This is a genomic window from Microbacterium sp. LWO13-1.2 (genome assembly GCF_038397725.1).
GTDB lineage: Bacteria > Actinomycetota > Actinomycetes > Actinomycetales > Microbacteriaceae > Microbacterium.
This window is the reverse complement of sequence record NZ_CP151634.1, coordinates 2797436-2809732: the sequence shown is the minus strand read 5'-3', so window position 1 is coordinate 2809732 and position 12297 is coordinate 2797436. Positions and strand designations below refer to the sequence as shown.

Here is a 12297-nt window from a genome sequence, read left to right as displayed (position 1 = left end):
TTCTGTTGCCGGCATTCCATCACACACCTGTACAGAAAGCGTCCACACGTGGCAAACATCAAGTCGCAGATCAAGCGCAACAAGACCAACGACAAGGCTCACGAGCGCAACAAGGCCGTGAAGAGCGAACTCAAGACGGTCATCCGCACCGCTCGCGCGGCCGTCGCCACCGGCGACAAGGCTGCTGCCGAGGCCGCCCTGAAGACGGCTACGCGCAAGCTCGACAAGGCCGTCAGCAAGGGCGTCGTGCACAAGAACCAGGCAGCGAACCGCAAGTCGGCCATCGCCAAGAAGGTCGCCGCTCTCTGAGCCTGAACCTTTTCTGAAGAAGGCCCGCACCTCACGGTGCGGGCCTTCTTCATTCCCCGAACGGCTGGCGGGTCGCGATGACCGTCACCATGCGCTCGAGGGCGAAGATCGGATCGCGCGCGGCGCCCTTGACCTCGGCGTCTGCCCGCGCGGTCGCCTGGATCGCCATGCCCAGCGATCGCTCGTTCCAGCCGGACAGGTCGCGGCGCGCGCGATCGACCTGCCAATCCTTCATGCCGAGGCGCTGCGCGAGCTGCCGGCTGGGTTCGCGGTTTCCGGCCACACGAGCCATAGTGCGGAGCTTCATCGCGAAGGCCGCGACCATCGGCACGGGATCGGCACCGGAGGCCAAGGCGTGCCGAAGCGAAATCAGCGCCTCGCCATAGCGTCCGGCGATCGCCGTGTCGGCGACGACGAACGCCGACACCTCGACACGGCCACCGTAATACTTGGTGACGACGTCTTCGCTGATGTCACCCTCGACATCACCGATGAGCTGCTGACATGCGGCGGCGAGCTCGGTGAGGTCGTCGGCGAAGGCGGAGACGAGGGCGCGAAGGGCCGCCGGGGCGATGCGCTTCTTGGCGGTGCGGAACTCGCCCGCAGCGAAGTCGACACGGTCGCTGTCGCGCTTGATCGCCGGGCAGGCGATCTCGATGCCGCCACCGGTACCGGCACGAAGCGCATCGAGGAGCTTCTTCCCTCGGACACTCGCGCCGGTGTGCCGGAGCACGATGGTCGCACCCTCCTGAGGCTGCTCGAGGTACGACACCGCCTCCTGCAGGAAGGCGTCTGAGCATTTCTCGACGCCCGAGACCCGCAGGAGTCGCGGCTCGCCGAACAGCGAAGGGGACGCGAGTGCGAGCAGAGTGCCAGGAGCGTAGTCATCGGCACGGATATCGCTGACTTCGAGGGCCGGATCCTCGGCGCGCAGATAGTCCCGGACACCGGCGATCGCACGCTCGGCGCAGATCTCCTCAGGACCCGAGACGAGCACGAGTGGGGCCGGTCGCGGCTCTCGCCAGGACACCTGGGGAACCTTCGTCGGCTTCGCGCCGCCACGGGACGAGGAACGCGGAGCAGCCATGCTGCCAGCCTACCCGGGGTCGCCGACGCTCGATCCGGTGACTGCCCCCTCTTCGCCCGCATTCCGCTCCGTCCACACCTCCAGCTCGCCGTCGCGCAACCCGAGAAGGATGCGCCCCTGCTCATCGGTGCGCAGTATGTGAGCGCCGACTGCGTCGAGGATGTCGATGGTCTCCTGTCGGGGATGCCCGTAGTCGTTGTCCGCTCCCGCGCTGAACAGGGCTGCCACCGGTCCCAGCGCCTCGTACAGCCCGGGGTCCTGATCCGCGCTGCCGTGATGGGCCACTTTCACCACGGTGTACGCGCCGCGGATCTGACCCGATGCGACGAGCATCCGCTGCGGTGTCGCCGCCAGGTCCCCGAGGAAGATCGCACGGGGCACATCGCCTCCGCTGATCTCCCAGACGATGCTGGCGTCGTTGCCCGCGGGGAACGCCGCCGAGCCCGGCCGAGGCCACAGCACACGCCACGATGCGGTGCCGAGTTCTCCGCGCATCCCGGTCGCAGCGTCGACCGCTGTCGCACCGGCGGCGGACAGATCGTTCAACATCCGTTGATCCGCTTCCTCCCCGATCGGACCGTGCAGAACGGTTTCCACGCGCCCCCGCACGGCATCGACACCACCCACGTGATCGAGATCGAAGTGCGTGAGCACGAGCAGATCGATACGTTCAATGCCGAGCGAGCTCAGGCATGCCGCCAGCGGGGCAGCTTCAGGGCCGGTGTCGATGAGGGCGACCTCGTCATCGGAACGGACCAGCAGGGCATCTCCTTGACCGACGTCGCATGCGGCGATCGACCATCCATCCGGCGTGGTCGCCGTCACGAGCGGCCCGGTGAGCACGAGATGCGCGCCGGCGAGAGACAGCGTGCTGACGACCACCGCGAATGCCCCTGCGCGCAGCCGCCGCAGGAACGCCGGCGCCTGAACGGGGCGGATGATCACGAGCCCCAGCGCCGCGCTGAGGACGGCCACGAGCAGGGAGCTTCCGAGGCCGGGGACGACGAGCACCTGCGCGCCGGGCAACTGCGCCGTCGTGGTGGCGGTCGACGCGATCCAGGCGGCGGGCAGCCAGGCGGATGCTGCGAGCAGATCCGCGAGCGCGGGCACCGGAGCGGCGAGACATGCGAGCAGCCCGATCACGGTCGCCAGCGGCGCCGCCGGAGCGGCGAGAAGGTTCGCCGCGAGGCCGATCAGCGACTGCTGCTCGGCGAAGAGCGCGATGATCGGCCCGCAGACGAGCTGCGCAGCGAGCGGCACGGCGATGGCCAGCGCCAGAGGTTCCGGCATCCATCGGCCAAGACCTGCGGCCAGCGGGCGCGCCAGCACGATCAGGGCGCCCGAGGCCGCCGCCGACAGCGCGAACCCCGGCGTGGCCGCCAGCCACGGATCGACCAGCAGTATCCCGACGACACAGACCGCAAGTACCCCGCTCCCGGCGCTCGGCCGGCCGAGAAGCACGGTGAGCATCGCGAACCCGGCCATCACCGCTGCCCGGACAACGCTCGGTTCGGGCGTGACCAGCACGACGAACGAAGCCAGCGCACTGAGCGACAGCACGACGCGCAGCGTACGTCCACCGCGGCAGAGCGCCGTGAGCCAGAACACGGCACCGACGACGATCGCACAATTCGCGCCGGACACGGCGGTGAGATGGCTCAGGCCGCTCGTACGCATGTCGTCATTGAGGTCCGTCGGCACCGCCCGGGTGTCGCCGACCGCGAGTCCAGGAAGCAGTCCGGCACCTGGTTCCGGCAAGCGCACCGAGCGCTCGATGAAGTCGTGTCGTACCTGGGCAGCGACGCCGAACACTCCGGATGCCGGGCTGATGATCTCTGCCTCACTCACGAAGACGATCAATGCGGCGCGTTCACCGGCGTCCGTCGCCATCGCCTCACCCACCACACGGATGCGGGCGCCGAGGTCGAAGCCGTCGCCGGGATCGACGCCGATGCGCACCGATGCGGACGCCGGCGTCGCGGAATCGGGCGGTCCTGCGCGGGTCGTGCGTGCGTCGAACCAGAGCCGACCGTCCTGGCCGATGGATGCCGACGAGCTGATCTCGGCGAACACCTCGACGACGCGGCCGTCGTGCGCCGCGACCTCGGTTCGCGATGGCGCCGCGAAGCCGACCGCCACCGCTGTCGCTGCCGCGGACGCGAGCAGCACGACCGCGAGACCTCCGCGGACGAGCTCGGTTCGTCCACGCTGCCGCGCGGTGAGCAGCCCGAGAAGCGTCAGCGCGAGCATCCCGCACACGACGGCACACCCCCATACCACTTGCGGCAGGAGCACGCAGAGGAGCGCGGCGCCCCAGACGGCCGCGGCGAGCGGCACGAGACGCAGCTCGCGCGCCTTCACACGCGCACCCCCTCGCGCAGGCCCGCGAGCATCTTCTCGCCGATCCCCGGCACGGCGAGAAGATCATCGACGGACTGGAACCGCCCGTTCTCATCTCGCCACGCGATGATCCGCTGCGCCAGCGCAGGACCGATCCGCGGCAGCGTCTCGAGCGCCGCCTGGTCGGCCGCGTTCAGGTCGATCCGCGCGTCTCCCGGTGGCGCCGCCCCCGGTGGGGCACCGGGCTCCCCCATCGGCGGAACGATGATCTGCTCCCCGTCCGCCACCACGCGCGCCAGGTTGACCGCCTGGAGGTCGGCCGCCTCGGTGGTGCCACCGGCTGCGGCCAGCGCGTCGACCAGTCGCGCATCCAGGTCGAGAAGGTACAGCCCGGGCTTCTCGACCTCGCCGAGCACGTGCACGTACAGCTCGCCGGCGACGTCGGGCGCATCCCCGTCACCGGCGACCGGCAGCGATTCCACCGGTGCCGCTTGGCCGCGCAGGATTCCCATGCCCACGGCGCCGGAGAGCACGACCAGCGCCAGCACCACGGCCGCGCCGATGCTCAGCCGTCGCCGGGCATTGCTCCCGGATGCCGACTCAGTCGCTGTCACCCGGTAACGCTAAGCCGGAGCGTCCGCGCCTGAAGAGGACGATGCCGCCATCGGTGGAAAGGTCACCGCGCCGTCGTGATGTGCAGACGAAGACGAAGCGCGTGCCGCACGGGCCATCGAGCTGCCTGAAATCAGGAGGACGTCCCCAGATCAGGAGGTTTCAGGCGGAAACGTCCTGATCTGGGGCGAACGTCCTGATCCGGGGCACAAGACCGGTCGGCGTCCCGTGGGAGTACCAACGTGAGAGACGAGCCTCAGCCCTTGACGACGAAACTGACGATCTTCGGGGCGCGCACGACGACCTTCACGATCTCCTTGTCGCCGATCGAGCGGATCACCCGCTCGTCGGCGCGTGCGAGCGCCTCGAGGTCCGCCTCGCCGATACGCGCGGGCACCTCGAGCTGTGCGCGCACCTTGCCGCCCACCTGCACGACCGCGGTGACGGTGTCCTCAACGAGCAGCGCGGGATCGGCGGAACGCCACGTCACCAGGCCGACGGAGGGCTCGTGACCGAGCGCCTCCCACATCTCCTCCGCCGTGTGCGGCGCGATGAGGTCGAGCATCACGGCGATCGTCTCCGCGGCCTCGCGCACAGCGGGGTCTCCCGCGCTCGCCGGGCCATCGATGGTCTTGCGGGTGAGGTTCACCAGCTCCATCAGTCGTGCGACGAGCACGTTGAACTTGGTCTGCTCGACCAGCCCAGGCGCGTCTGAGAGGAGCTTGTGCGTCGCGCGACGAAGCGCTGCGTCGCCGCCGTCGAACACCACGTCGACAGGGCTCGAGACATCGTGCGCGATCCGCATGACGCGTGCCAGGAACTTCTGCGCACCGGTCGTCGAGACGTCGGCCCAGTCCTTGTCGTCCTCGACGGGACCGGCGAAGGCCAGCGCGACGCGGAGGGCGTCTGCACCGTGTGCATCCAGCTCCTCTTCGAAGAGCACCAGGTTGCCCTTGCTCTTCGACATCTTCGCGCCGTCGAGGAGAACCATGCCCTGATTGATCAGATTGGAGAACGGCTCGGTGAAGTCGATCAACCCCATGTCGAACAGCACCTTGGTGATGAACCGCGCGTAGAGCAGGTGCAAAATGGCGTGCTCCACGCCACCCACATACGAGTCGACAGGCGCCCAGCGATCCGCTTCGGCCGGCTCGAAGGCGACGGTGTCGCTGTTCGCGGACAGGAACCGCAGGAAATACCAGGAGCTGTCCACGAAGGTGTCCATGGTGTCGGGATCGCGCAGCACAGGATCGCCTGTCGCCGGGTCCACCGTGCGCACCCACGACTCGGCGGCGCCCAGAGGAGAGGAACCCTTCGGCTTCAGGTCGAGACCCTCGACGCTGGGCAGCTTCACCGGCAGCTGATCTTCGGCGACCGGGATGATCCGGCCGTCCTCGGCGTGCAGCATCGGGATCGGCGTGCCCCAGAACCGCTGACGCGAGATCAGCCAGTCACGGAGGCGGTAGTTCTTCGCGGCGCGCCCGGTACCGGATGCCTCCAGCTGCTCGATCGCGCGGGCGATCGCGTTGCGCTTGGAGAGTCCGTTGAGGGCTCCCGAGTTGATCAGGCGCCCCTCGCCGGTGAGGGCGATGCCCGTGCTGGACGGATGCTGCTCATCGAGAGCCACGCCGGTGTCGATCGGCACACCCTCGTCATCGACCTCGATGATCGGCATCGCACCGGTGATCGGCGCCGTCGTGTCGACGACGACCGTGATCGGCAGGTCGAAAGCTCGGGCGAAGTCCAGGTCGCGCTGGTCGTGCGCCGGGACAGCCATCACGGCGCCGTGGCCGTAGTCGGCGAGTACGTAGTCGGCGGCCCAGATCGGCAGCTTCTCGCCGTTCACCGGGTTGATCGCGAAGCGGTCAAGGAAGACGCCGGTCTTCGGGCGGTCCGTGGACTGCCGGTCGATGTCGGTTTCCATCTGCACCTGCGTCAGGTACGTCTGGAAGCGCTCGCGCACGTCGGCCGGAGCATCGGCGGCGATCTCGGCCGCCAGATCGGAATCGGGAGCCACCACGAAGAAGGTCGCGCCGTGCAGCGTGTCAGGCCGCGTGGAGAAGACCGTGACCGGCTCGTCACGACCTTCGATACGGAAGTCGACGTCGGCGCCGACCGAGCGGCCGATCCAGTTGCGCTGCATCTGCAGCACCTTGTGCGGCCAGAAGCCCTCGAGCTGGTTCAGGTCGTCGAGCAGGCGGTCGGCGTAATCGGTGATCTTGAAGTACCACTGCGTGAGCTTCTTCTTCACGACCTCGGCGCCGCAGCGGTCGCAGCGGCCGTCGACGACCTGCTCGTTCGCCAGCACCGTCTGGTCGTTCGGGCACCAGTTCACCGGGCTCTTCTTGCGATAGGCCAGGCCGCGCTCGTGCAGCTTCAGGAACAGCCACTGGTTCCAGCGGTAATACTCCGGATCGGACGTGTGCAGCACACGCGACCAGTCGAAGGAGACCCCGTAGGCCTGGAACGCCTTCTTCTGCTGTGCGATGTTCTGGTACGTCCACTCCCGCGGGTCCGCGCCCTGACGGATGGCGGCGTTCTCGGCCGGTAGACCGAACGAGTCCCACCCGATCGGGTTGAGCACGTTGTGCCCGCGGTGCCGCCAGAAGCGCGCCACGATGTCGGAGTAGAGGTAGTTCTCCGCGTGGCCCATGTGCAGGTCACCGGAGGGGTACGGGAACATCGCCAGCACGTACCGCCGCGGGCGCTTGTCTTCGGCTCCGCCGGCGAGGAAGGTCTCGTTCTCGGCCCAGTACTTCTGCCACTTGGCTTGGATGTCGTGCGCCGAAGCGGGCGCGTCGACGGTCTCGGCGGAGGAAGGCTGGTGCTCGGACAACGAAAACGACCAATCTGAGAAGAAAGTGGGGTCAGTTCAGGATATCCGAACCCCAGTGTCCGGGCAGGACGGCGCCGAGTGCCGCCAGCGGCGCCCTGGCCTTCGTGGCGACCTCGGCGACTTCGGCTGCCGGCACCGATCCCCAGGTGATCCCGCCACCGGCGCCCACCACGGCAGCGGTCTGCTCGATCACGATGCTGCGGATCACCATCGCCAGGTCGAGTGCGCCGTCGACGCCGACGTATCCGAAGCATCCGGCATAGATGCCCCGGGGCCCGCCCTCCAATTCGTGCAGCCGGGTCATCGCCGAGAGCTTCGGCGCCCCCGTCATGCTCCCCGCCGGAAAGGTCGCCTCGAGGAGTTCGGCGACCGTCGTGCCCGACGCCGCCTTCCCGCTTACGGTGCTCACCAGTTGATGCACGGCCGGGTAGCTCTCCACCTGCCACAGCGCGTCCACCCGGATCGACCCCGGTTCGCACACCCGGGAGAGGTCGTTGCGCATGAGATCGACGATCATCACGTTCTCGGCCCGCTCCTTGGCGTTCACGGCGAGTTCTGCGGCGAGAGCCGCGTCCTCCGCCGCATCCGCGCTGCGGGGTCGGGTTCCCTTGATCGGGCGGGTGCGGATGACGCCTCCGGCCGCGTGCAGGAACTGCTCAGGACTCGCGCTGAGCAGAGCACGCCCGCCGATGCGCACGAACCCCCCGTGGTGCGCCGGCGTCGCGGCGCGGAGTCGAAGGTAGGCGGCGACGGCATCATGCTGCCCTGGAACGGTGAACCGCGTGGTCAGGCAGAGCTGATAGGCGATGCCCGCCCTGATCAGCTCGCGGCAGCGCTCGATGAGCTGCATGTATTCTGCGGGCTCGTGTCTGGCCAGCGCAGAAATTGCAACGTCAGTCGAGACGGGGACGGCGGATGCCACGGCACGCGGTTCCGCCACGAGCGCCGCCCACTCGTCCAGATCGCTTTCCTCCGCGAGCACCCAGACACGATCGGCCGCGTGATCGAAGGCCACGACCCGGCGGGCGCGCAGCCACGACCTCCCCACGCTCGCGGAAGTCGGCGCCCCGGCCGCCGCGGCGCCGCTCTCGTAGTCGCACCAGCCCACCCAGCCGCCCAGGAACGGCGGAGCGTCGGCATCGCCTCCCGTCACCGAGTCGATGCGCACAGCATCCGGATCCCCGACGCGCTCGCCGGTGCCGATGAAGCTCCAGCCCTCGCGGGCGGCCGTCCCGGCATCCAGCCAGAACACGTCCGGCGAGACGGACTCGAGCGCCATGAACAGCGCGGAAGGGTCGGTCCACCCGGACAGGACGCGACTACTCAGGCGATCGGGCACGTTTCCAGGGTAGAGCCGCGATGCGTCCCGTATCCTCATGGAGTGGATGAGATCGTGCCGTGGTTGATCGACTTTATGCGGTCCATCGACCCGGTTGCCCGCACGCTCGTCGCGGGGCTCGCCGTGATGTTGGAGACCAGCGTCCTGATCGGCCTGGTGTTCCCAGGCGACACGGTGGTCCTCATCGCCTCCATCGGCATCACGAGCCTCCCCGAAGCGGTCGCGATGGTCGTCGCCGTCGTGGTCGGTGCGCTGATCGGCGAGAGCATCGGCTTCTGGCTCGGCAGATGGATCGGTCCGCATATCCGCGCTTCCTGGGTCGGCCGACGGGTCGGCGAGGAGAACTGGGTGCGCGCAGAGCGCTATCTCGCGCGCAGAGGCGGCATCGCAATCTTCCTGTCGCGCTTCCTGCCGGTGCTCCACTCGCTCGTCCCACTCACCGTGGGTATGAGCCACTACTCGTACCGCCGCTTCCTCGCGTGGACCGCACCCGCGTGCCTGCTGTGGGCCACTGCCTACGTGAGCGTCACGTCTCTGGCGGCCGGAAGCTTCGACGAGCTCGCCGACCGGGTCCACTATGCGGGATACATCTTCGTTGGCATCATCGCGCTGTTCCTGATTGCGGTGTTCGTCGGTAAGAAGGTCATCTCACGCCTCGAGGCCCGCCACCTCGAGACTCCGGACGCGGATGCCGCGACCGACGTGAAAGACTGAACCGATGCCAAAAGTTCCCCCGGCACCCCGGATCCACTGGTTCGCGCGACTCGAGCACCGTCTTCACGTGTGGCGCGAGGGCCGCGCGCGCCGTCGCGGCCGTGCCGCGACGATCCTGCCCTTCCCCGGCTATGGCGGCGCCGGCTGGGTGCGCGTCACCGGCCGTGTGCTCATCGTGCGCCCGCAACGCGCGACCAAGAACGGCGAACCGGCGAGCGTGCGCGGTTGGCGCAGCTTCGTCGGAATCCCGGTGAGCTTCGCCACGGTCAGCATCGATATCGGCGGCAAGGTGCACGAAGTCGTGGCCGATCGTGGCGGCGTCATCGACACCTCGATCGCGGCCGACCTCCCCGCCGGCTGGCAGAGCTTCACGATGTCGGTCGAAGGACAGGACCCCGTCGAGTCCACCGCGTTCATCGCCGCAGACGGCGTGCGGTTCGGTGTCGTCTCGGACGTCGACGACACCGTCATGGTGACCGCGCTCCCCCGGCCCTTCATCGCCTTCTGGAACTCGTTCGTCGTCGACGAGCACGCCCGCCTGCCCGTCCCGGGAATGGCGGTCCTGCTCGATCAGCTCCTCCGGGAGCATCCCGGTGCCCCGATGATCTACCTGTCCACCGGCGCCTGGAACGTGGCGCCGACCCTGCGCCGGTTCCTCGGGAGGCACCTGTTCCCCGCCGGCGCCATGCTGCTCACCGACTGGGGTCCGACCCACGACCGCTGGTTCCGCAGCGGCCGAGAGCACAAGCTCACGAACCTGCGTCGGCTGGCGACCGAGTTCCCCGATGTGAAATGGCTGCTGATCGGCGACGACGGGCAGCATGACGAGTCGATCTACACGCAGTTCATGGAAGAGCATCCCGACTCCGTCGCCGGTGTCGCCATCCGTCGCCTGCTGCCTGCGGAAGCCGTGCTCGCGGGTGGGCGCGCCGACCCCGAGCCGCATGCTGACGACCCGGCCCCGTGGGTGAGCGCCGAGGACGGCGCGGGTCTGCGCGATCTGCTCGGTGATGTCGGCATCCTGCGCTGAGATGGCCCTCCCACGCAGCGACTGGTCGGAGCTCGAACGGGCGCACCACGAGCGCGCGGACCAGCTGACCGCCGAGCACCGCGCGCGGTCGGCACGCGGCGAGAAGCATCCGGTGTGGGACTTCCTGTTCACGTACTACTCGTACAAGCCCGCCCAGATACGTCGTTGGCACCCGGGCGCCGGGGTCGAACTCGAGCAGGCCCCGGAGCGGGTGGATTGGCGCTGGTACTCCCCCGGCTCCTCTGCCGATTCCGCCGTCCCCGATGCGGCCGCCTTCGCACGCGAGAAGCCGGACCTCGCGGGGTTGATCGAGCGGATGCTGCGCCGCACCGCGTCGCGACCCGGCCAGTTCGGCTGCTTCGGCCTGCACGAATGGGCGATGGTCTACCGAGACAAGGAACACCGCCATCCGGCGCCGCTGCGTCTCGGGCAGGCCGAGACCGACGCGGTGGTGGAGAGTCACGAACTGCGCTGCACGCACTTCGACGCGTTCCGCGTCTTCACGCCGGAAGCGGTGCCGCGCAACCGCAACGACCTCAGCCGTGATGTGCAGCCGCTGTTCGAGCAGCCGGGGTGCCTGCACGCCGGGATGGATCTGTACAAGTGGGCGATGAAGCTCGGGCCGCTGGTGCCCGGCGAGCTGCTGCTCGACACGTTCGAGCTGGCCAGAGACATCCGGCTGCTGGACATGCAGGCGGCGCCGTACGACCTCACCGCGTGGGGTGTCGAACCGGTTCGGATCGAGACCGTCGACGGAAAAGCGGAGTACGTGCGTCGGCAGCGAGGGTTCGCCGATCGCGGCGCGTTGCTGCGTAGGCGGCTGCTCGGCGCCTGGCTGGGTCAGGAGACGGGCGCGCACTCCGCGCAGAGCGCCCACCCTGAGCCGGCCCCCGCGAGTTCCAGCCGTAACGTGAGCACCCGTTCCGCCGCTTCCTGAAGCCGCTCCACGGGGAGGGCTCCCGCCTCGACGGCAGCGACGATTCCGGCCGTCAGCTGTGCGGCGGTCTCGGGTGTGGAGTGAGCGATGGTGAGTACGAGGTCGGTGCCGGCGGCCAGCGCCGCGACGGCGTTCGCGACCGGATCCGCGTATGCCGGAATACCGGTCGACTGGAGCATGCCGAGATCGTCGGTGATGATCACACCGTCGAATCCGAGTTCCTCACGGGCGATCTCGTGCCACCGGGCGGAAAGAGACGCAGGCGCGGGGTCGACCGCCGTGTAGGCGAGGTGCCCGAACATGAGCAGGGATGCGCCGGCATCGATCCCGGCGATGAACGGCAGCGCATCCGCCGCGCGCCACTGCTCGATCGTCATGGCGGTGGAGGGGATCTGCTGGTGAGAATCTCCCGGTGCCGCACCGTGCCCCGGGAAATGCTTCAGTGTAGAGGCGAGGAACTGCTCCTCGGCGGTGACAGCGGCGGCGACCCGATCTGCCGCACTCTGAGGGTCGGCCCCGAGGGAACGACTGAAGATGAACGACGAGCCGTCGGCGGTCGTATCCGCGACGATGCCGAAATTCACGTTCGCTCCCCCGCGCGCCACGAGCGAGGCGCGGGCAGCGAACGCCGCCGAGGTGGCCGCCGGGGTCGAGTCCTTGAGGGTGGGCGCGGCGGGGAAATCGTCCCAGCCGATGCGCGAAACGTCGCCGCCCTCCTGGTCGATGGCGATGAGGGGCGGAAGCTCGGGATCGATCGTGAGCGCCGCGGTGACCCCGAGCAGTTCGGCTTCTGAACCGGGAACGTTCGACCCCATCAGGATGAATCCGCCGAGATTCTCCGCCGACATGAAGGTGCTGAGCGTGGCCGCGTCCGTGCTCGGAATGTGCCCCATCACGACACTCGCCGCCTGCTCCTGGACGCTCATCGCCGAGACGATCGTCTCGGCCCGGTCAGCCGGACCGCTCTTCCGTGCGGTGTCGACCACGCCGGCGCGCTCGAGATCCGCCGACGCGGCCGCGGGAGTGAGCGCTGCGACGGCGACCATCAACGCTCCGGCAACCCGGACGGTGAGGTTTCGGCGCATCCGTCCAG

Annotated in this window: 10 protein-coding genes; 4 read left to right on the top strand and 6 right to left on the bottom strand. The window is 68.8% G+C overall.

Features of this window, described 5'->3' with window-relative positions; translation table 11 throughout:
• Positions 1–48 precede the first annotated feature (48 nt).
• Positions 49–309, top strand: a complete 261-nt coding sequence (gene rpsT, locus MRBLWO13_RS13340) for a 30S ribosomal protein S20 (protein WP_341974478.1) — start codon at positions 49–51, stop codon at positions 307–309.
• 49 nt (positions 310–358) lie between these two features.
• On the opposite strand, the gene holA is transcribed toward rpsT, so the two are convergent.
• From holA to MRBLWO13_RS13315, 5 genes are all read right to left on the bottom strand, one after another.
• Positions 359–1396 (bottom strand): DNA polymerase III subunit delta, encoded by a 1038-nt coding sequence (gene holA, locus MRBLWO13_RS13335; RefSeq protein ID WP_341974477.1) that lies wholly within the window; start codon positions 1394–1396, stop codon positions 359–361.
• A gap of 9 nt (positions 1397–1405) precedes the next feature.
• On the bottom strand, positions 1406–3757 hold the full coding sequence (locus tag MRBLWO13_RS13330; RefSeq protein WP_341974476.1) for a ComEC/Rec2 family competence protein: 2352 nt from the start codon (positions 3755–3757) through the stop codon (positions 1406–1408).
• On the bottom strand, positions 3754–4350 hold the full coding sequence (locus MRBLWO13_RS13325) for a ComEA family DNA-binding protein (RefSeq protein WP_341974475.1): 597 nt from the start codon (positions 4348–4350) through the stop codon (positions 3754–3756). The genes MRBLWO13_RS13330 and MRBLWO13_RS13325 overlap by 4 nt, the downstream gene beginning before the upstream one ends.
• A 254-nt stretch (positions 4351–4604) precedes the next feature.
• Positions 4605–7184, bottom strand: coding sequence for a leucine--tRNA ligase (leuS, locus tag MRBLWO13_RS13320; RefSeq protein WP_341974474.1), 2580 nt, complete (start codon positions 7182–7184; stop codon positions 4605–4607).
• 31 nt (positions 7185–7215) lie between these two features.
• Positions 7216–8523, bottom strand: a complete 1308-nt coding sequence (locus tag MRBLWO13_RS13315) for a chorismate-binding protein (protein ID WP_341974473.1) — start codon at positions 8521–8523, stop codon at positions 7216–7218.
• 42 nt (positions 8524–8565) lie between these two features.
• Here MRBLWO13_RS13315 and MRBLWO13_RS13310 point away from each other — a divergent pair, with 42 nt between their 5' ends.
• The 3 genes from MRBLWO13_RS13310 to MRBLWO13_RS13300 are packed head-to-tail and all read left to right on the top strand — an operon-like array spanning position 8566 to position 11204.
• Positions 8566–9237, top strand: a complete 672-nt coding sequence (locus MRBLWO13_RS13310) for a DedA family protein (protein ID WP_341974472.1) — start codon at positions 8566–8568, stop codon at positions 9235–9237.
• 4 nt (positions 9238–9241) lie between these two features.
• A complete protein-coding gene (locus MRBLWO13_RS13305) occupies positions 9242–10267 on the top strand; it encodes a phosphatase domain-containing protein (protein ID WP_341974471.1) in 1026 nt (341 codons plus the stop codon).
• A 1-nt stretch (position 10268) separates the two neighbouring features.
• Entirely contained in the window at positions 10269–11204 is a 936-nt protein-coding gene (locus tag MRBLWO13_RS13300) for a 3-methyladenine DNA glycosylase (protein WP_341974470.1), read from the top strand.
• Here MRBLWO13_RS13300 and MRBLWO13_RS13295 read toward each other — a convergent pair.
• Complete coding sequence (locus MRBLWO13_RS13295; protein ID WP_341974469.1) at positions 11108–12289, bottom strand: glycoside hydrolase family 3 N-terminal domain-containing protein; 1182 nt, start codon at positions 12287–12289, stop codon at positions 11108–11110. The genes MRBLWO13_RS13300 and MRBLWO13_RS13295 overlap by 97 nt on opposite strands.
• Between the last annotated feature and the right edge of the window lie 8 nt (positions 12290–12297).

Excerpts from the sequence above, each read along its gene's own strand:
- holA (WP_341974477.1), bottom strand. The coding sequence starts at position 1,396 with ATGGCTGCTCCGCGTTCCTCGTCCCGTGGCGGCGCGAAGCCGACGAAG.
- MRBLWO13_RS13305 (WP_341974471.1), top strand. The coding sequence starts at position 9,242 with ATGCCAAAAGTTCCCCCGGCACCCCGGATCCACTGGTTCGCGCGACTC.
- MRBLWO13_RS13300 (WP_341974470.1), top strand. The coding sequence starts at position 10,269 with ATGGCCCTCCCACGCAGCGACTGGTCGGAGCTCGAACGGGCGCACCAC.
- MRBLWO13_RS13295 (WP_341974469.1), bottom strand. The coding sequence starts at position 12,289 with ATGCGCCGAAACCTCACCGTCCGGGTTGCCGGAGCGTTGATGGTCGCC.